Source organism: Rhizobium sp. Leaf306 (assembly GCF_001423425.1).
Lineage (GTDB): Bacteria > Pseudomonadota > Alphaproteobacteria > Rhizobiales > Rhizobiaceae > Neorhizobium > Neorhizobium soli.
The window spans coordinates 487,058-506,119 of sequence record NZ_LMNX01000001.1 but is presented as its reverse complement, the minus strand read 5'-3'; the positions used below and the strand labels follow the sequence as shown (position 1 = coordinate 506,119).

Below are 19,062 nucleotides of genomic sequence, written 5' to 3'. Positions count from 1 at the left end.
GCATTGTCGCCTTAGTTATTGAGAATGCTGACAGTGCCGCAATCGCGCCGGAGCTCAGAAAGATTGATGATGTATACTCGCTCGCATGGCGCCTTGCGTCGGTCCTGCTTTTCCCGTTCCAACGTTTTGGGCGGAGTTGCCGCAGCACTCGTCTCATTGTCGCCACAGGCGCTTCAGGCGGCCGAAGGCTCAGGGCCCATCTCGGACTTCATGACAATGGACGTGTGCACGCAGTCGGATGGCTCCGTTGCGATGGGTAAGATCCCTGGCTCGCCGGACTGCAGCAGTCGGCGCAACATCAAGCCTGGTGAACAGCCTACCTATATCCTGCAGAACTTCTCTGGACCAAGATCCAAGTGCGCCGGCGGCGCCGTCACCAAGGTAAACATACCCGTCACCATCGGGGCAAATACGCGCATCACGAGCTCTACTTTCAAGGCAGGGTGCGCTGGCCCCCAATCGGTTGACGATGTCGAAGGGGCCGAAGACAATGGACTTTCCATCCAGTGGTACGACAAAGGGTATGGTTTCCTGATGGGAAGCTATAGCCCCGTTGCCTTGTCGACATTTGAATCGGACCAGTGCGCCGATAGCGGCGGTACGTCGCGCCGCTTTTTCCGAGGATGGGTGATCGCACCGGCAACTGTTCCGGCGAGAGGCGAAAGCGGATATGGCGTGTTTCCAAGCAAGCTTCACAACGGTCAGCCTTCCGAACTGCCGGTAGCCTGCGCAACGCGCTACAATCGCGGCCTCACCACCTGGGCTGTTGATGATTTCACCTACAAGTCAGACCGTCGTCTGTTGTCGATTGTCTCAAGCCACTACTCGCGTAGCGGCGAGGATGGCAAGGGACCCGGGAAGGCAATGCAAGTCGAGCAGACTTACTGGACAAGGGAATTTGGTCTCTCTCGCTGGGAAAAGTGGGCTCGTGAGGACTGGGTTCATCCGCGGTCTCAGAAGTCTGCTGCGGACTTGGCACAGAGGCTTGTCTCGGCGGGTCGATGCAGCAGGCCAGAATTGGCGGCTGTTAGATATAACGCCAACTTACAGGTGTCGGGTGTTTCTTCTGAACCGAACGTCTACAGCCGTCTAGTAACCGACCCGAGCTCTGGCGAAAGCCATGTGTGGTACATGACGCTATGCGAGGACTACACCAACGCATCGCCGGCTGCCCCAAAGATGGACTATATCAAATCGATCAACGGACTTGCCAATGACATCTACTGGCGTTGAGCAGCGTGGCGTGCCGGCCTGATCACGGAGTCGATACCGGCCGCTATGTTGCATAGCCGACTGCGGCAACACATATGCTCGACATGAGTATCGCGATGATCTTTATATCTACAATCGGCGCAGTCGTTCTTTTGACGATCGCAGGTATCTTGCTCGCCATCAGGACGCTTGCGGTCGCGCATCGGCAGCAGGCAAAAGAGGACGCCGCTCTTGCAAGGTCAATGGACAAATGGATAACGACGATCGGGGAGTGCGAAGAGCGGCGGCGGCTGAGGCAGACGGAGCGCCGCGCTGAGAGGCTTTCCAAGCCACGTCACAGTATTGTAAGAGCAACGCCTGTCCAGGCTGACCGGCATAGAGCATGGGCCGTTGGCGATGGTTCTGGCTGGTAACAACGATTGCACCCAAGGGCATGCAATCTCCTAATTAGTAGGTATCTATGAAGACAAATGCGCTTGCCCAGTTCGCCCGTACGAGCGGCTATGTGCCGCTCGCGTGGGCTGGTTCCACAATGGCAATGGACTACCTCAACATCGGTGACGCGCTGAGCCCCGTCATGGTCGCTCTCATGTCCGGTCAAGATGTACAGCGCCTTCCAACGAAAACCCAAGCGCTTCGGATGGGTTGCGTCGGGACCATCGGCCACGGCTTTTCCGGCGGTGAGGTGTTTTTCTGGGGCACGGGATCTTCGAGATGGACAAATCCTTCTGCGCCCGCGGCGGAGCGCCGCGAGTTTGAGATCACGCCCGATTCCAGCTTCATGGTGACTGCCACGCGCGGCCCCGTGTCCGAAAGCATTTTGACCGGCCGCGGAGAGGGAACAGTCGGGGTTTACGGCGATCCTGTATGGCTGCTACCACGTTTCTACAATCCGACAGTCGAGAAGAAGTGGAAGCTTGGGGTGATCGTTCACCTTTCGGAGCTCTCCGATCGCGATCCGGAGGCGCATTTGCGGGCCGAGCTTCTCCGTTATCAAATCCCCCTAGAAATGCGGGACGACATCCGCATCATCAATACCGTGAGCGCGATCGACATCCAGGGCATACGCGGCAAGATCGACGAAATCCTAGCATGTGAGCGCATCGTCTCCACAAGCCTTCATGGAATGGTGTTTGCGGAAAGCTACGGCATACCCTGCCTCCATTTCCCGTCGACCGGCGCAGAGAGCGGCCTGGGTGTGCGAGATCTGCACTCGGACGAGGTCCTCGACCTTCGCATTGTCGATCTTTACCGCGGTCTGGGTCTTTCCAGTCTGCCGGTTTATACGCAGCCGCATGGCGAGCAGACAGACTGGCATGACTTGACGAAGTCCATTGACGAGGCATGGCAACCGAGGCGCCTCGATGAACAGGCGCTCATCGACGCCTTCCCGGTTGACTATGACCCGATCATACCCGCGGCGGGAACGACCATTTGGGAACATCCGGTCTTAAACAACCTGATTTTCCAGCATGACGTCAAGGAGATCAACCGAGCCGCGAAAAAACGCGCGTGATCGCACGGCGTAACGCACCCACTGCTACGGCGGCGGGTGCCTTGCAACATCAGGCGTCTTTCTTTGCCGTCTCGATGAGGGTGAGGATAAACGCACTCAGCAAAGCCAGGGCAGGGGTAGGAGCCGACTCAGGCTTCGGTTCGTCACCAGCCCAAGTGCCGACCTTCGCGACCGAAGGGTCACTGAGGTTTTCGCCGTTGCTACCCAATGTCCACCAGCCATTCGGGAGCACTCTCTGAATGATCATGGACATCAGGTCTAGCGACCGAGACGGCGAGCCCGGCGGCAGGATATCTTCGGTCGAGGGGTTCGTGTCGAAGATCTTGGCATAGTAGATGCGCTTGGCAAGATCGTCGATGGCCTCGCTTGCTTCCTCAGCCGCCTTCACCTTTCCGCGAATGCTTCGTAATTCGCCAATAGTGATCGGCTTGGTCGCGTTCGCTTTTTCGATCTCCTGAGCCAGCAATTCGGGTGAACCGTATCCGCCGGGTACCATTTTAGCTAAAGGTAGTTCCGCGGGCAGCTGTCCGTTACGAATGACGTTGGCGATGCCCTTCACGGCATCTCGAAAAATCTCTCGTCTAATCTCCGCAATGTCGCGCGGACCTGCTTCAATAGCCGCGCAAAGTTCCAGCAGAAGTGCAGAGGACGGCGCATCGGGAGCCTGCGCTGCGAGATCGCGAGCCTGTCCGAGCAGGTCGTCGTTGCGGGGCGGCTCAGCATTTGAGGCAATTTCGCTGATGTCCAATCCCCTTTTCCTTAGGCCTATAGCCTCGGTTATTTTGAATATGCGGCTCATTTTAGCTTCTTGTAAAGCTCAGTTAGTCGTTCTGAGTAGCGCTCTGGCGAAAACAGCTTGGCGCGTTCTCGCCCCGCTGCCTCGTAATGCGCAACCATGTCGTCATCGTTCTGCATGTCACGGATCGCCCGTGCGATCGCCCCGACGTCATATGGGTCGACGAGATAGGCGCTGTCGCCCGATACTTCCGGGTTCGATCCCTCCGTCCCTGTAATCACGCCTGTGCCAAGCTGCATCGCCTCGAGGATAGGCAGGCCGAAACCCTCGTAAAGCGAAGGAAACACGACGGTGCGCGCGCACCTTATGATCGAGGCGAGCATGTTGAGCGGCAGATATTCTAGACGGATAATCTGCTGGGCTCGTGAAACAGCGCTGATCGACGGATCGACGGTCTTTTTACCGCCGCTTTGTCCGGAGACGCCGAGGAGACGCAGATCGTTGGCATCCTTCCACGTCAACTGCCCTACCACGACCAGCGGATATCTTGACTGACTCGCGAGATAGGCTTCGATAATCCTGCCAACATTCTTCTTCGGTTCAATCGCACCAAAGAACAGGAAATATTTCTTGGGTTCGAGACCAAAGATCGCTTCGACTTCTGTCGCAACTTCGTCGAATGGCCGCTCCAGAATTGCACTCGGCAAGCTGACCGATTGATAGGTGTTCGTAACCTTCTCCTCGGGTACGCCAAGAAGATCGACAATATCGCGCTTGGACGCTTCGGATACCGTCACGATATGATCGGCGTCACGGGCGATATCGCGCGCAACGCGGAAATATTCCTTCTTGTTGTCGAGTGTTGTGTAGGGAAGGCGCAACGGGACCAGATCGTGGATAGTGTAGATGTTCTGGGCGTGCTTCAGGCGGATGGGAAGCGGGTAAGTCCAGTGGGCAATTTCAGCGGGGCGCTCATACGAGGTCTCCATGAACTTGCCGTAGACCTTGAAATGCCAACGAGCGACGGTGAAGAGGTGCTGGTAGTTGAAGATGCGGTCGTACGGGGGCAATATCCTCGTCGGGTGCCTCGCAATGACCTTGCCGGTGATGGGTACTTCGCGAGCCTTCAATCCCATCGGTGATCGCAGGAGCGTTTTTGCCACGTCCATGGTCTTCGGCGATTTCGTCACCGGATCGAAGAAGTTTACTTCGTTAAGCAGAGGGTTCGTACCGGTTGACGTCCGCAGGCCGTAGAGCAGATCAATCTTGTGTCCGAGCTTTGACAGTTCCAGGCTAAGATTGCGCGAATACGTGGCAACTCCCGTGCCTCTTTCCAGAGCAAGGTTGTAGCCGTCAATCATAATGCGTCTGTTGGTCATGATGTCTCTTGCTGGACTTTCGCTGTTTTGCACGTATCGGAGAAGTTTGTAGCCCGAGTTGTTGTCGTCGACCCTAATTGCGGGATCGAGCCTAAATTTGCAACCGTTGAGCCCGGCGCATCACTGATCTCCTCAAGGCTATCCTGGATTGACCAACTGGATTTCACCTCCAGTGGCGTCTTCGCTAGTCCCGTCTCCATCGCGCAACGTCGCTTCACCGAGTAGAGCGATCGCTTCATCGGCAGTATCTGTCTGCTGGATACTCATTCTGTCTATGACGTAAAACTCGTTGCAATATTTGCGAATGACCGTCGGAGAGGAGGTGTAGATGATGAAGCCGGACGTCTCCATTCTTTCTCTGACAAGGCTCGTGCACTGATCGCGAAACGGTCCGCGCCCACCAATCAGCGAGTCGTCCACCACATAGGTGTCGAAGGGGATGGCGTAACTTGAGGCAAAGATGAACTTGGTACGCTCGTCCCTGCTGTAGAGCTTGAACGACTTGTCAATCGTCTTACCGAGATCGGCGAAATCGACAACGAACTGGATGATCGGGCGCGGGTCGAACCCGAAGACCCGGCAGAGGAACGCAAGGTTCTCGCGGCCCGTGAGGAGATTGTTGAACACACCGCCACCACCGACGGGAAAGGAAACCAGCGAACTGCGTTTGACGCGCCCGAAATCTGGCCGCAGTTTACCGGTGGTGAGATCGGTCGCCGTGGTTTTGCCGGCGCCGCTGGGCGACAGGATGCCGGTGATCCTGTCGGGGCTGAACGTCACATCGGCAGCTTCGAAAACTTTCGTTTTCTTGTTTTTCTGCTTCAATGTTTTGTAGACGTTTTCAAAAACGACTGACATCTATCCGACCTGTCTTGTTATGTCGTGGGCAGGAGGGAGCGACCGCGAAATGATCTCGCGCTTCCAACCTGGACCATCGAGCGGATCAAGAAACACCGTACCTGTCGGAGCGATCTCGCGAAAAACGGGAATATCGGAAACGATGCAGGGCAGATCAAGGGCTGCAGCTTCCAGAAGTGGGATGCCAAGACCTTCGACAAAGGACGGAAACAGCAGCGCAGTCGATGCTTTCATCACGGCTTGCACTTCTCCATCCGAAAGGTCGCCGAATTCGGTGACGCTACCTTTGATCGCCACGCACCTGTCCAGCATATCCAAGACGTTCTCGTTCTCCCAGCCTCTTTTACCGATGATGCAGAGATGCGGCGCGTCTTCTTGCTGCTCCAGCATCTGCCGCCATAGGTTCAGAAGCAAAAGATGGTTTTTTCGCGGTTCAATCGTACCGATGACGGTAAAAAATGAACGTTGGCGAGAGATAAAGGTCTCGATTTCGGTGCGGATCGGAAGCCGTGCAGCCGTGGTTGGGACCAGCGCCGGTTTAAGGACGATAAACCTCTCGACCGTCCACCCCTTTGTCCCGGCCAGTTGGCGAAAGCGCGTATCGGTGTCGTGCGAGTTCGATGCTATGGTCACCGGCGCATCCATTAACTCGCCCAGATAATTTTCGAAAGCCGGGCGAGTTTCCGGACGCTGATACTCCGGCATCTCCAAAGGGATGATGTCATGAATGTAGATGACCCTCTTCATCGCCTTCAGGGGATCGAGTCGACCGATCCCCCCCTTGATTTTTCCAAGTCCCGAATGCGATGCAACGACATAGGTCGTGTCGGAGGTGACAACCGTTCTCCGGTCACGTCTCGTGACCGACCCATATGCAATCTCGGCTGTGTACGACTGGGTACTTCGAGCGCGTTCGTTAGGGCTTTGCTTACCGTTCCACCGCGCGTCGAGGGCGCGAAGCAAGGACATTCCAGTCTCGTGGCGCAAGATAGTTACGCCAGCTGCTCCGGCATAGAGAAAATAACATGACGTTTTAAACCGAGCCGCAAGATCGAGCGCGATCTCCAGATCGATGCGATCGACACCGGTTGCAAACGCCCTGTTACGGCTGCGCAACAACCGTGAGAGATCGAACAGTACCTGGCTGGTTTCGATCGGAACTGGTGGCATCTGCAGCTTGAACATCTGGCTCTTCTGATACTCTTGTCAGATTGGTGCCGCAATGTTTATGCACGTGACGGCAGCGGGGCGATTGAAAAACGGTGGCGTTTTGCTTTAAGGCCTAGTGATAAGACCGATTGCGCCACTCTGGCGCAAGACCTAGACGTATATTTCCAACACGAGAATGGGACGAGATGTCAAACAGTTTGAAGGAGGTTGTGGCCTCGACCGGCACCATTCCTCTGTCTTGGGTGGGGCAATCGGCCAAACAGTCTTATTTCAATCTCGGTGACGCCCTGTCGCCGGTCATCGTATCGTTTCTATCGGGGCTGCCTGTAAAACACGTCGCTGCGAAATCCCGTGAGACGCGCCTGGCAGCCGTCGGAACGATAGGTCACATGTTCAGGGGAGGCGATGTCTCCTTCTGGGGTACTGGTACGTCTCCCCATCTCAACCCACACGACGCACCGAAGGAAAAGGTTCCTTATTCTCGCCCGCAGGATACGACCATAACGACCTATGCGACGCGGGGCCCCTTCACGCGCGAGGTCTTCGGACTCGATCAGGCCGGCCCGGCTATCTACGGAGATCCGCTGTGGCTGCTGCCGCGCTTTCACGAGGCGCCGAAGGAAAAGCGCTTTGAATTGGGTGTCATCCTGCACCTTTCAGAACTCGCTGACCGCAACTACGTCGCTACGCCGAAGAGCGAGTATCTTCGCTATCGGTTGTCCGGGGCGGACGAGACATCCGTCAAGCTGATCAATACCGTAACCGCTCCCACCACAGCCGCGCTTCGCGAGCGCCTCGACGATATTCTGTCCTGCAAGCGTATCGTGTCGACCAGCTTGCACGGCATGGTTTTCGCCGAATCTTACGGTATTCCCTGTCTGTATTTCTCCCCGCGGGCGTCCCGTGCTGGGCTTGGAAAAATCGATTTTTCTGAGCCGGATGTGATCGATCTGCGTTTCAACGATCTCTACAGGGGGCTCGGTCAAACGGCTTTGGATGTCTGGTATCAGCCCCGTTCCAAGCCTACGGACTGGGGTGAGTTGATCCGCGCGATCGACAGCGTCTGGTTCCCGAAGACGCTTGATGAAGATGCACTCATTGAAGCGTTTCCGCTTCAGGTCGCGCCTATGAGTAAGGGGCCGACAGGAAGTGCGTTCGATCATCCCTCATTGAGCCGGATGATCCCGCCAAAGCCGGAGCCATCGACGAACGTCGGTTCCTCGCTTTTTAAACGCGTCATTTCCCACTTTCGGTAAGCGAGAGCTCCATGCCACTCAGTGCCGCAAAGCGGTTTCTCAGCCGTGAAAAAAATCCCGCCAGCGGAGCTGTGACACGGCCAAGGCTCGGCCGTCCGCGCTCGCTCAGGTTCACCTGGGTCTGGACAACGGACACGCATTACGACGCAAACCTCGGCGATGCCTTGAGTGCAGTCGTCGTTGCAGCCATGTCTCGGCTGCCAATTCTCAGAGCACCTTTCAGTGCCAAGAAGGAGCGCCTGGCTGCTGTCGGTACGATCGGACATGCCCTGCATTTCGGCAAGGTGCATCTCTGGGGTACCGGATTTGACATGCAGCGCGATCGCACGGGCGGCCTTGTCGGTTACCAGATTCCAGATGACACCGAACTTGTCGTCCACGCGGTGCGCGGCCGCAGAACCGCCGCAGCGCTCCGCGCAAAGGGTATTGTCGTACCAGAAGCCTACGGTGATCCCGTCTGGTTCCTACCCAAAATCTTTCCGGATCCAAACGTGAAGAAATGGGATCTCGGCGTAATCGTCCACATATCCGAACTCGAAGCACCAAATGCCAACGCGCTGGTAAAAGCGGCGATTGCGCGGTACCAAATTCCGCCGCACCTGGCGGAGCGCGTGCATATCATCAACACTTACACACCAGCGACTATTGACGGGCTCCGATCGAAAACGGAGGAAATTCTTGCCTGTCGGCGGATCCTGTCCACAAGTTTGCATGGTCTCGTGATTGCCGAGACCTACGGTATACCGTGTGCTTGGTTTGCGACCTATGGCGGCGAGTCCGGATCGCTCGCGATCGATGGCAGCCAGCCGATCGATCACCGGATGAAGGACTTTTACAGCGGCGCCGACCGCGACACCGTTTTAAGCTATCTTCAGCCGCTCGATCACCACACGGATTGGGAGAATGTGATTCGCTTTCTTGACGAAAACTGGGAACCTCTCAGCTATGATTCCACTGGTCTTTTTGACGCTTTTCCGTTGAGGAAGCACGTGGATCTCAGTGAAGCAGAGTGGGAGATACCCCCTGCGATTCTGTCCCAGATTCCACTTTAGAAGAAATTGTTAAGCCAATCCTTTTACAAGGAAATACCTCTGCAAATCTGTTTCATATCCGGATTCGCAGTTGAACAAGATTGCTCGGTAGTTTACTGATGCTGGCGCTCCTCAGGGGAGTGTTGCAGCCATTGCGAAGAGTAAAAGTGAATGCAGTCCCATAGACGACTTTTGGCCGCATCGGCGGTAGCCCTTTGCTCATTTGCAACGTCATGTTCCGTTATTCCGAGCTCCGGCCCGAGTGCTGGTCAGATCGAATCGGGTTCAAGTTCTGTCGAAGCACCCTACGTTCTGATCAATGTCACGCAGCGAGTTGCCGATCTTCTTTCCGTTTCTGATGAGAAGCCGTTGTCAGTTGCCTTTGGTAACTCCGGCCGCGCGAGTACATCCCTTATCGGCGTCGGCGACGTCGTCACCGTCGCGATTTGGGAAGCGTCTGAGAACGGCCTGTTCTCCGCAGGCGCAGGACGGCAGGGTGGTGCACAGATTCCTGAGCAGCCTGTTTCTGAAAGCGGTATGATTGTCGTTCCCTATGCCGGCACGATCCGCGCCGCTGGACGCAGCCCTCAGCAAGTCAAGGCCGATATTGAGAAGGCTCTTTCCGGCATGGCAGTCGAGCCACAAGTGCTCGTCAACGTCGCAAAGAACAATGCGAACGCTGTGACTGTGACAGGCGAAGTTGCCTCCAGCGGGCGAATTCCGTTGACCGCGGGCGGCGGACGTCTTCTGGACGTCATCGCCGCTGCCGGCGGACCTCGCATGGAATCGCATCAGCTGGCTGTCCAGATCTCGCGCGGTATGCGGACAGAGACGATGCCGATGGAGAAATTGATCTCCAGCCCGCGCGAGAACATCTATGTGCAGGCTAACGACGTCATCGCTTTGATCCGTCAGCCGCGCAGTTTCACGGTGTTCGGCGCCGCGACAGCCAACGCATCCGTGCCGTTCGACCAGTCGCAGCTCTTCCTTAATCAGGCTCTCGCGAAGGTAGGTGGTCTCAACGATGAACGCGCCAACGCAAAGGGGATCTTCATCTATCGTCGAGAACCTCTCGCGGAGGTTCGTCGCTTCAATCCGTCGGCGCGCGCCATGCATTCGGATGGAACAGTCAACGTCATCTACCAGATCGATCTGAAGGACCCGAGCGGCTTCTTCGTCCTCAAGAGCTTCAAGGTCAATAACGGCGATCTGGTTTATATTGCCAACTCATCGCTTGCGGAGCTTCGTAAGTTCTCTACCCTAGTCAGCACGACTGTTTCCCCTGTCACGCAGGGCGCGGGTGTAGCCTCGACTGTGAACGGATTGTAAGCCGAGCGCTTTTAAGCCTTCGAAAAGCCGATATCGCTGTTTAACACGCGCTCACGATCCCGTTTCTGGTCGAGACGTGGAGCGCTGGGTTGTTTGGTGACTGACATTTCGTTATGTTACTTTTCATAGCAAACATATTTGACAAAGGGCGATCGGATGAAGTCAGACGGCTCACTGCTCAGGCGGCTGGATGAGGTGCGTCCTGGAGGGACAGGCCTTGCCCGCCGGCAGCCGTCTTCAGCCAACCTTCCGGCAAGAACCCCCGATCTGAAGCCCACTTTAGTTCCGCCCAGCCAGAAGAGCGTAGTTACCTACAAGGTTCGCGGAGCGCCCTCGGAGGGCGGACTCAAGACCTGGGGTAAATGGATTTTCTTCCTGATCGCCGTAATTATCCCAACGATCATCGCCGGTGTCTATTACGCGTTCTTTGCGGCGCCCCAGTATGTTTCGGAATTTCGCTTTTCCGTGCGGCCAAACCTTGGCGCGGGGGCGGGCTCGTCGTCGGCTGACTCTCTGCTAATCATGTCGAACAGCTATATCGTGTCTGACTACGTGGGCAGCCGCGATGCGGTCGTCGCGCTCGAGGAAGCTGTCGGACTTCGACAGATATATTCCAGCGGTGCCGTTGATTACATGAGCCGACTTGATCCTGCGGCTTCGCTGGAAACGCTCGTCAAATATTGGAATTCGTCGATCCATACGAATTACGATATCACGACCGGTATCAACGTCGTGGAAGTCTCGGCGTTCACGCCAGCCGACGCCCGAAAGATCGCCAACGCGATTAAGGTTCTTTGCGAGAGGCTGGTCAACCAGATTTCTGACGAAGCCCGCAAGAGCCAGATGGATTTTGCGCATACGGAGATGGCCCGTGCCGAGTCGCGCCTGAAGGATGTTCGTCGCGAAGAGACAGAGTTGCGCACGACCCAAAAGTCGATCGATGCGCGCAAGGAGGCCGACGGTCGGCTTCAGCTGAACTTGAAGCTGCGCAGCGAACTCGCCAGCCTGCAGGCGCAGTACGACAGTTTGACGCAATATATGGACCCGAAGTCGCCACGTCTGTCTGTGATGAGGAACCAGATCAACGCGACCAAGGAGCAGGTCGCACAGCTTCAGGACCAGGTCGGCAGCAACATGCAGGGTGGAAGTGGCGGCAGCGAAATGATCAATGCACAGGTGCTGACACGCTACGACCAAATCCAAACGGATGTCGAGATCGCAACAAAACTCTATCAGTCGGCTCTTACGAACTACGAATCGGCTAGAGCACAAGCGAGCCACAACCAGATCTATCTTGCGACCTATGTGCAGCCGGGGTTGCCTGAGGTTGCATCCTATCCGAAGGTATTCTTCGATACCTTCCTTGTCTTCCTCTCAGCCTGTGGCATCTGGGTTGTGTTGACGCTAGTTTACTACAGTATCAGGGATCACGTCTGATATGCTGGTCAACACGGTTGCGCTGGGCCTGCAGCGTCAGGTGCGGGTCGTCACGGCCCTCACCATCCGCGAAGTCCGGCTGCGAAATAGCAAGCATGCGTTCATGCAGCTTTTTGATCTTTTGGAGGCACTTGTGTTCATTCTCGTGCATTGGGTGATCTTCACCTTTATGCATCGAGGACTACTGATCGGCGACAGTCTTCTGCTCTTCATCACCACTGGAATTTTTCCGGTTCTATTCTTTAGAACCATGAGTATTCGTGCGGCTTCGGCGATAGCCTCCGCGAAATCTGTGACGACAATTCCGTATATAGAGGCAATCGATTATTCAATCGCCCGAACGTTCGTCGAGTTTTTATCGTTCTCGATCATGTTTATCTTATTCTTCGCTATGATTGCAGCGTTCGGGCTCTCGAAGTTCGCTATTCCATACGATTTCCGTGCGATCGTAGAATTCGGCATAATGATTGCGCTTTTTTCTTTCGGTGTGGGGCTCGTCAATTCTTTCCTGATCGCTCTTTTTCCTCTCTGGAAATTCGCGTGGTCCATGATCTCGCGTGTCCAGATCTTCTTCAGCGCCGTATTCTTTATTCCGGAATACATGGCCCCGCAGGTGAAGGAGATCCTCGCCTACAACCCGATCATGCATTTTGTAGCTTTGTTTAGGTTGGGCTTTTACCCGACGTATCCGACCCACCTCCTGTCGGTTCCCTACATCATCGGGTGGACCTGCGCTGTTCTGCTCTTGGGACTGGCTCTTGAGCGCGCGCTTCGGGATATGCGTATCCATCAATAACGCGTACGATTTTCCCGGGATCGCTTTACTGGCGATGCAAGAATATCACGGCAGGCAGATTGTAGTTTGCCCCTAAACCCTCCGGAATTGCTCGCGATCGCACTTTTAACTATGTATTCATAGTCGCTTTGAGGGCGTGGGACGTGAGAACGTCTTATCTGGCAACCGTCACCCCGCTATCGAAGCTTGAGAGGATGAAGTCCACGCCTCGGCGTCGTCGTCACCTTCCCGTGTTTCGGCGAAAACGATCGCAGCCGCTGCGTCCATGTGGTCAGCGCTGTCGCTTGACACTCCAGTCGCCAGCGCTTTTATCTCAGAACCTGCCCCGCTTTTGACCGCGCTGCGGAAGCGGTTTCAGGTCTCCCTAGCAATCACGTGACGGACGCCCGCCATTGCCGTAAAACCTCCGATGTCGCCGATACAAACAGGCTTGAACAAGGAAGACAGTCGAGGATGATTGCCGCTGGAGTGCCGGGTCTTGACGGACGACACGTGTTTGCGGTGCATATCCGCCGCTGGAAGCGGGGGATGCTGGAGGCCTATTTTCCGCATTCGAGCTTTCAGTATCTGCCGCTTTACCTGAGCGATCTCACGTTTGTTCGAGACTGGCAGGACTTAATCCTCGCAACACCCGGCGCGACCCTGCTGGTCTGGAGCCGGAATGTCTCGGATGCCATCCTGGAATTCGCGCATTCCAACCATATCCCGGTCGTGTTTCTGGAAGACGGGTTTATCCGCTCGCTGGTCGGCAATGCCAGCAAGAGCCTGCCGTTCTCGCTCACACTTGATAGCCGCACGCCCTATTTCGATAGCCGCCAGCCCTCCGATCTCGAAGGTATCCTGAACAGCTATGATTTCGATGCCGACCCTGATCTGATGGAGCGGGCAAGGGCCGGCATCGATCTTCTGCTCCGGTCCGGCCTCAGCAAATACAATTCCGCTGCCCGACAAGGCGCAGGAGCAGATGTCCTGGCGGGAAAAGCGGTACCGGCCGATGCTGTGGTGCAGGCGCAACGCCGCATCCTTGTTATCGGCCAGGTGGAGGACGACGCGTCGATCCGCTTCGGTTGCGATCGTCCGTTTACCAACAACGACCTCGTGCGGTTGGCAGCCACGGAAAACCCGGATGCCGAAATCCTTTACAAGCCGCATCCCGATGTTCTGAACGGTGTCCGGGCGCAGCGGTCCGATCCGTCCGACGTCACCGATCTCGCAACAATTGTCACCGCGCCGGTGTCGCTCCCGGAGCTTCTCGCGCGCGCCGATCATGTCTACGCCATCACGTCGCTCGCAGGCTTCGAAGCGCTGCTGCGGGGCCTTCCCGTGACGGTGGCTGGATGTCCGTTCTATGCCGGGTGGGGCCTGACCGACGATCGGCAGCCGAACCCGCGGCGGGGCCGCAGGCTTACTATCGAACAGCTGTTCGCCGCGGCCTATCTTTTCTATCCGCGCTATTTCAATCCGGTCGATGGAACCCAGATCGATTTCGAAACCTGTCTGGCGCTGGCGCTCCAGTGGCGCGAAAAGGGCATGCCGGAAACTCAAATCAGGGAAGTGCCGATGCCGGCGCGGCCGGGCTTCGCGATGCGGGGCGCCTATGGCCTGTTCGGCTGGCGGCATCTGCTGACCGTGCCGATTGCTTGGTTGATCAAACTGGCGGGGTCCGAGCAGGATGCGCGCGATTTCCGCCGGAACCCGATCCTGTTCTTCCGCGAGCTATCCAATCCGTGGCTGAGACGCCTCGGACGGATCCTCTATCCCCTCGATGGGGAGAGCCGTTGAGCGGGCATCGCCGAGTGACGGCGATGCCCGTTCCATTTACTTCTTCGGCAGCAGCAGTTCTTCGCAATAGCTTGGGCCAGTGGAGCCGGGACGATCTGCGGTGATGGTGATGTCGCGGATCGTGTAGCTTTCGGAAACAGTAACCTTGGCCGAGCAGCTAACGCTTACCGATTTGCCGTTTGCAAGCTTGATGCGGGTATAGCCGCCGCGCCAGTTGTAGATCGTCGAGCTGCCGCTATCGACATCGCTCAAGGGTGGGCTGAACTTGGCGAAGAACTCACCAGCCGAACGGCCGGTCCAGTAGGTGTTGATCGGGCTGCTGGCAACGCTGACAGTGGTGCATGCAGAAAGCGCTACCGCGAGAACGGCGGTCAAGGGGAACAGGCGGCGGCTCATAATCTTCAACAAATCCTCTTGCATGTGGTGATCGCCCCAGACAATGCCTGCCAGGCAGGGCTTTTGAGATGGGCAAAGCTTTGATCTCGCACTAACAGATTTCCGCTGCCTGTCGCGACATCATCTTTCCAAACAGCTCTCAATTTTCATCCGAGCCGCTTTTTTGCAACGCCTGTTACACAGGGTGTTGCAAGCGATGATCAGGCCTGCACGAGACCTCATATTTTTTCAAAGCACACGCTTGTGCAACGGAAAATGCCGGTTTATAGAGGCGCCACTGGTCACGGAGTGTAGCGCAGCCTGGTAGCGCACGTCGTTCGGGACGACGGGGTCGGAGGTTCAAATCCTCTCACTCCGACCAGTTTGACCCTTGTCCCGCAAGGCTCCTTCCCGAAAAAGCTCACTTCACAAGAGCGCGTTTCATCCACGCCCATCCAGCATCTCCGCCACGATCGCCGCCGACTTCTCTGCGCCATCCAGCGAAAACGGCAGTTCCTGAACGCCAGTGATCCCGCTCGCCCTACGGATGGCCTCTGCCAGCGCTTCACCGGTCAGCGAAGCCTCATCCACCACTTCCGCAAGTCCCAGCGCTTTGAGCTTTTCGGCGCGGGCGGTCTGTTCGGTCTCGCCGCCGGTCGCGAACGGGATGAGGACTGGCCGGCAGGTGGTGCGGAACAGGTCGCAGACGGTGTTGTAGCCGGCCTGCGAGACAGAGATTTGGGCATTTGACAGAAGCGACGGGAAGTCGGGGCGGAAACGGATGACCGTCACGCGGGAGCCGGCCTCTGCCGAAATACGGTCGAAATCCTCCGCGGGAAGATTGGGCCCGGTGATGACGCACCAGCTGCGGCCGTCGTTGAGAATGCGCTCGGCTTCCAGGGCCGCGCCGATCAGCCCCGCACCGACGGCGCCGCCGCCGGCGGATACCAGCACGTCGAACCGGTCGGGCGAGGGGGTGGGCGTATTGGGTGCGACGAGACCGGTATAATGGATCTTGCCCGCAAACTCCGACGCCCTGCGAAACGTCTCCTCAAGCTTCACGAAGCCCGCATCGCCATGCACCAGCACGCCGTCGAAATGGTCGCGCATCAGGGCAATCGTCTCGTCGTCGCGGCCGGATTTGCGGTTTTCCTGCAGAATGTCGCGCACGGAGGCAAGAAGCAGCGGCTTTGGCTCGGCAGACCTGATCGCGTCCAGCAGCGGCAGAAGTTCGAACCGCATCTGCCGGCGACCGAAGGGAAAGGCCTCGGTGATAACCACGTCAGGCTTCAGGTCGTGAAAGAGATCGAGCAGCAGGCCGGTGCGATGGGCTTGGAAAGCCTCGTCCACTGGCTCGCCGGTCGTGGCATCGCTAAGCGATGAAAATCCGCTATTGGAGGCGACCACCGGCGGCAGCTGCACATGCGCCATGCCTTCAGGCGGAAAGCCTTTCACCGGCGTGCCGCCCGTCACCAGCGTCACGTCGAACCCGGCTTCCTGCAGGGCGGACGCCACGCGGCTTGCCCGAACGATGTGACCGATGCCCAGCAGGTGCTGCACATAGAACAGAACGCGCCGGCCTTTGCCGATTGAGGGACCGTTGCTCATCGACTTGTCTCCTGGCTCGCAAAGCTCTGCGTGAACAGCCGCTTGAGGTCGGCGATGCTGGTATGATGGTCGAAGTCGTGGCGCACCTTTGCCTCGGCAGCCTGACCCAGACGTTGGCGAAGGGCAGGCTCGCGGATCGCTTTTTCGAGCGCTTCCGCCAGTGCTACCGGATCTTCCGGCGCAACCAGCAGTCCGTTTTCGCCATCGACGAAGAGCTCGGTAATGCCTGATATATTGGTCGCCACCACGGCAAGGTTCTGGCTTGCGGCCTCCACCATCACGTTGGGCAGGCCGTCGCGGTCACCGTCGGCTGTAATCCGGCATGCGAGCGAGAATAGGTCGCTGTCGCGGTAATGCTCCAGCACCTCGCGCTGGTCGAGCGCACCCTTCCAGGTGATGCGCGACGCGATCGAGAGGTATTCGGCAAGTGCCTTGAGGGGCACAAGCTCGTCGCCGCCGCCGATATGGGTAAAGCGCCAGGCAAGCTCCTTCGGCAGCAGCGCCAGCGCGCGCAGAAGCGTGTCATAGCCCTTTTTCTTCACCGCCCGGCCGACGCTGACGATCCTCACCGGATCGTCCGGATCACCGCCGTCGCGGGCAGGGCGGCTGCCGGAAAAATGCGGAAACCGGTCGAGATCCAGTCCGTGATAGCTCAGATGCACGTTGTCGAGTGCCGAAAGGCTCTGCAGCCGCTCATGCCCCGCCTTGGTGCAGGTCACAGTCCAGTCGGCCTCGTCGAGCTTGTCGGAGAGATCCCACGCCTCGGAGGTCCAGATATCCTTGGCATGCGCCGAAACGGTAAAGGGAATGCCGCTCATGCGGCTCGCATAGCGGGCAACGGCTGCCGGCGTGTGAATGAAATGCACATGCAGCCAGCCGGCATTATCAGGCCATTCCGCCACCAGAACAGCAGCCTGGCCGAAACGCCGGAAACGGTTGCGGGAAAAGTCCCGCGGCAGGTCGCGGAAAAACGCCTTGAGCGCCGAGCCGAAACCGGGCAGCGTCACGACCTTCATGAGCGCCTTAGCCACCCGCACCGGCTCCTCATGCAGGTATTCCGGCAGGTAGCTGACCGGCGCCTTGATCTCGTCATGCACCGGATGCCGCTTCTTGTCGGTCGGGCGGCGCATGGCCACCAGCTTCAGGGTAAAGCCTGCCCGTTCCAGCCCCAGCAGCTCCTGGGCGATAAACGTTTCCGAGAGCCGCGGATAACCTTTCAGCAGCACGACGATGGTCTTGTTGGTCATGTCAAAGCAGTTCCAGCAGAAATGCGCAGCGGGTTTCCACTTGGGCCGTTTGGCGGCGGCACTGCGTCCGGTCAGGAGAGGGCGTGTTAGCCTTGCGCAATCGCAAGGTGGCGTCCCTTGTTCTTCATCCACCCTTCGACGATCTCGCCGATATGCGGCAGGCCTTCCATCTGCAAGCCGGGTGCCGTCACCGAGGGCGGGTCGCGCTGCCACAGCGCCTTGATCGCGGCTGCAAATTTCGTGGCATCGGCACTGTCGTCGGCAGACAGCATGTCGACGAGACCGAGCTCCGCGCCGCGCGTTGCACGGATCAGCTGCTCTTCGCGCGGCTGCGTGCGCGGCACGATCAGCGCCGGCTTGTCGAACGACAGGATCTCGCAATAGGTGTTGTAGCCGCCCATGGCGATTACCGCCTTGGCGCCGGCGATCCGGTCTTCCATGCGGTTGTCGAACTCGATCACCTCAAGGCGCGGATCGTCCTTGCAGGCTTCGGTAAACACGGCGCGCTGCTCGGCCGGCATGTAGGGCCCAAGCACGATCACCGTCTTGTAGGTCAGCGCCGGATCGGCCTGATAGGCTGCAATCACGTCGCGCACCAGGTCTGCGCCATCGCCGCCGCCACCGGTCGTCACCAGCAGGTAATCCTCGTCCGCATCCGTTTCCGGCACGGCACCGGAGGTCACCTTGCGCTGCAGGAAGCCGACGAAATGCATCTTCTTGCGCACGGATGCCGGCGCATCCAGCCCTTCGAGCGGATCATGAAACTCCGGCGGGCCATAGACCCACACGTCGTCATAGAGCTGGCCGATCTTGCGCAGCGTATCGTGGCGCTCCCATTCGGCCTTGAGCAGATGCGGCGCGTCCATCACGTCGCGAAGGCCGAGCACCAGACGTGTGCCCTTGGTCTTCAGATAGACCAGCGTGTCCTCCACTTCGCCGCGAAGGCCAAGCGGCTCCTTGTCGACGATGAAGATGTCGGGCTCGAAGCTTTCGGCGGTATGGCGAATGCTGGAATGGCGCATCTTCAGCGTCTCGGCCAGATCGATATGCTGGTCCATCGACGTATAATCACCGTTGTGCAGCTTGATCACGCTGGGGATCTTCACGAAGTCAACGCGGGCGCGATAATCGAAGGCACCGGCAATCGTCGCGCCGGAAATGATCAGCACCTGCACGCCGCGGTAATTCTCCACCAGCGAGTGAGCGATGGTGCGGCAACGGCGCAAATGCCCAAGCCCGAACGTGTCATGGCTGTACATGAGAATACGGGCATTATTCAGATGTCGCGGCATGCCCGAAACTCCTACCGGCAACGAAGTGGCTGACAAAG

The 19,062-nt window shown here is 57.7% G+C and carries 16 protein-coding genes and 1 tRNA gene; 9 read left to right on the top strand and 8 right to left on the bottom strand.

Annotation, left to right across the window (positions count from 1 at the left end):
* Window positions 1-66 precede the first annotated feature (66 nt).
* Entirely contained in the window at window positions 67-1,233 is a 1,167-nt protein-coding gene (locus ASG19_RS02440) for a hypothetical protein (protein WP_062453576.1), read from the top strand.
* A 439-nt stretch (window positions 1,234-1,672) separates the two neighbouring features.
* The gene (locus ASG19_RS02430; RefSeq protein WP_244476066.1) at window positions 1,673-2,728 is read left to right on the top strand and encodes a polysaccharide pyruvyl transferase family protein; all 1,056 of its coding nucleotides are present in this window, start codon (window positions 1,673-1,675) and stop codon (window positions 2,726-2,728) included.
* A gap of 49 nt (window positions 2,729-2,777) precedes the next feature.
* Here the strand turns inward: ASG19_RS02430 and ASG19_RS02425 are convergent, their stop codons facing one another.
* The 4 genes from ASG19_RS02425 to ASG19_RS02410 form a co-directional block, all read right to left on the bottom strand.
* A complete protein-coding gene (locus ASG19_RS02425; protein ID WP_156466389.1) occupies window positions 2,778-3,476 on the bottom strand; it encodes a hypothetical protein in 699 nt (232 codons plus the stop codon).
* Between the two features lie 47 nt (window positions 3,477-3,523).
* Window positions 3,524-4,843 (bottom strand): glycosyltransferase family 1 protein, encoded by a 1,320-nt coding sequence (locus ASG19_RS02420; RefSeq protein ID WP_244476065.1) that lies wholly within the window; start codon window positions 4,841-4,843, stop codon window positions 3,524-3,526.
* Window positions 4,844-4,981: 138 nt separating this feature from the next.
* A complete protein-coding gene (locus ASG19_RS02415; RefSeq protein ID WP_062453573.1) occupies window positions 4,982-5,701 on the bottom strand; it encodes a hypothetical protein in 720 nt (239 codons plus the stop codon).
* Window positions 5,702-6,886, bottom strand: coding sequence for a glycosyltransferase family 1 protein (locus ASG19_RS02410; protein WP_062453572.1), 1,185 nt, complete (start codon window positions 6,884-6,886; stop codon window positions 5,702-5,704). It abuts the gene before it with no gap.
* Between the two features lie 194 nt (window positions 6,887-7,080).
* Between ASG19_RS02410 and ASG19_RS02405 the strand changes: the two genes are divergently transcribed.
* The 6 genes from ASG19_RS02405 (at window position 7,081) to ASG19_RS02380 (ending at window position 14,502) form a co-directional block, all read left to right on the top strand.
* Window positions 7,081-8,127 carry a polysaccharide pyruvyl transferase family protein gene (locus ASG19_RS02405; RefSeq protein ID WP_244476064.1) on the top strand — a complete coding sequence of 349 codons (1,047 nt, stop codon included), beginning with the start codon at window positions 7,081-7,083 and terminating at the stop codon, window positions 8,125-8,127.
* Window positions 8,128-8,138: 11 nt separating this feature from the next.
* Window positions 8,139-9,179 carry a polysaccharide pyruvyl transferase family protein gene (locus ASG19_RS02400; protein ID WP_062453570.1) on the top strand — a complete coding sequence of 347 codons (1,041 nt, stop codon included), beginning with the start codon at window positions 8,139-8,141 and terminating at the stop codon, window positions 9,177-9,179.
* A 171-nt stretch (window positions 9,180-9,350) separates the two neighbouring features.
* Window positions 9,351-10,487, top strand: a complete 1,137-nt coding sequence (locus tag ASG19_RS02395) for a polysaccharide biosynthesis/export family protein (protein WP_062453569.1) — start codon at window positions 9,351-9,353, stop codon at window positions 10,485-10,487.
* 156 nt (window positions 10,488-10,643) lie between these two features.
* Entirely contained in the window at window positions 10,644-11,924 is a 1,281-nt protein-coding gene (locus tag ASG19_RS02390) for a hypothetical protein (protein ID WP_156466388.1), read from the top strand.
* Window position 11,925: 1 nt separating this feature from the next.
* Window positions 11,926-12,720 carry an ABC transporter permease gene (locus ASG19_RS02385; RefSeq protein WP_062453567.1) on the top strand — a complete coding sequence of 265 codons (795 nt, stop codon included), beginning with the start codon at window positions 11,926-11,928 and terminating at the stop codon, window positions 12,718-12,720.
* A gap of 453 nt (window positions 12,721-13,173) precedes the next feature.
* The gene (locus ASG19_RS02380; protein WP_062453566.1) at window positions 13,174-14,502 is read left to right on the top strand and encodes a cell surface protein; all 1,329 of its coding nucleotides are present in this window, start codon (window positions 13,174-13,176) and stop codon (window positions 14,500-14,502) included.
* Window positions 14,503-14,538: 36 nt separating this feature from the next.
* On the opposite strand, the gene ASG19_RS02375 is transcribed toward ASG19_RS02380, so the two are convergent.
* Window positions 14,539-14,898: a hypothetical protein gene (locus tag ASG19_RS02375; protein WP_062453565.1), complete on the bottom strand. Its 360-nt coding sequence runs from the start codon at window positions 14,896-14,898 to the stop codon at window positions 14,539-14,541.
* 284 nt (window positions 14,899-15,182) lie between these two features.
* Between ASG19_RS02375 and ASG19_RS02370 the strand changes: the two genes are divergently transcribed.
* A tRNA-Pro gene (locus ASG19_RS02370) sits at window positions 15,183-15,259 on the top strand.
* Window positions 15,260-15,318: 59 nt separating this feature from the next.
* On the opposite strand, the gene ASG19_RS02365 is transcribed toward ASG19_RS02370, so the two are convergent.
* The 3 genes from ASG19_RS02365 to ASG19_RS02355 form a co-directional block, all read right to left on the bottom strand.
* The gene (locus tag ASG19_RS02365; protein ID WP_062453564.1) at window positions 15,319-16,485 is read right to left on the bottom strand and encodes a glycosyltransferase; all 1,167 of its coding nucleotides are present in this window, start codon (window positions 16,483-16,485) and stop codon (window positions 15,319-15,321) included.
* On the bottom strand, window positions 16,482-17,732 hold the full coding sequence (locus tag ASG19_RS02360) for a glycosyltransferase (protein WP_062453563.1): 1,251 nt from the start codon (window positions 17,730-17,732) through the stop codon (window positions 16,482-16,484). Before ASG19_RS02360 ends, ASG19_RS02365 begins: the two co-directional genes overlap by 4 nt.
* An 86-nt stretch (window positions 17,733-17,818) precedes the next feature.
* Entirely contained in the window at window positions 17,819-19,024 is a 1,206-nt protein-coding gene (locus ASG19_RS02355) for a glycosyltransferase family protein (RefSeq protein WP_062453562.1), read from the bottom strand.
* Window positions 19,025-19,062: the final 38 nt, after the last annotated feature.

What these genes read in the sequence shown, in the direction of transcription:
- ASG19_RS02360 (WP_062453563.1), bottom strand. Translation starts at nt 17,732, where the DNA reads ATGACCAACAAGACCATCGTCGTGCTGCTGAAAGGTTATCCGCGGCTC.
- ASG19_RS02365 (WP_062453564.1), bottom strand. Translation starts at nt 16,485, where the DNA reads ATGAGCAACGGTCCCTCAATCGGCAAAGGCCGGCGCGTTCTGTTCTAT.
- ASG19_RS02420 (WP_244476065.1), bottom strand. Translation starts at nt 4,843, where the DNA reads ATGACCAACAGACGCATTATGATTGACGGCTACAACCTTGCTCTGGAA.
- ASG19_RS02410 (WP_062453572.1), bottom strand. Translation starts at nt 6,886, where the DNA reads ATGTTCAAGCTGCAGATGCCACCAGTTCCGATCGAAACCAGCCAGGTA.
- ASG19_RS02415 (WP_062453573.1), bottom strand. Translation starts at nt 5,701, where the DNA reads ATGTCAGTCGTTTTTGAAAACGTCTACAAAACATTGAAGCAGAAAAAC.
- ASG19_RS02440 (WP_062453576.1), top strand. Translation starts at nt 67, where the DNA reads ATGATGTATACTCGCTCGCATGGCGCCTTGCGTCGGTCCTGCTTTTCC.
- ASG19_RS02390 (WP_156466388.1), top strand. Translation starts at nt 10,644, where the DNA reads ATGAAGTCAGACGGCTCACTGCTCAGGCGGCTGGATGAGGTGCGTCCT.
- ASG19_RS02400 (WP_062453570.1), top strand. Translation starts at nt 8,139, where the DNA reads ATGCCACTCAGTGCCGCAAAGCGGTTTCTCAGCCGTGAAAAAAATCCC.
- ASG19_RS02380 (WP_062453566.1), top strand. Translation starts at nt 13,174, where the DNA reads ATGATTGCCGCTGGAGTGCCGGGTCTTGACGGACGACACGTGTTTGCG.
- ASG19_RS02430 (WP_244476066.1), top strand. Translation starts at nt 1,673, where the DNA reads ATGAAGACAAATGCGCTTGCCCAGTTCGCCCGTACGAGCGGCTATGTG.
- ASG19_RS02355 (WP_062453562.1), bottom strand. Translation starts at nt 19,024, where the DNA reads ATGCCGCGACATCTGAATAATGCCCGTATTCTCATGTACAGCCATGAC.
- ASG19_RS02375 (WP_062453565.1), bottom strand. Translation starts at nt 14,898, where the DNA reads ATGAGCCGCCGCCTGTTCCCCTTGACCGCCGTTCTCGCGGTAGCGCTT.
- ASG19_RS02385 (WP_062453567.1), top strand. Translation starts at nt 11,926, where the DNA reads ATGCTGGTCAACACGGTTGCGCTGGGCCTGCAGCGTCAGGTGCGGGTC.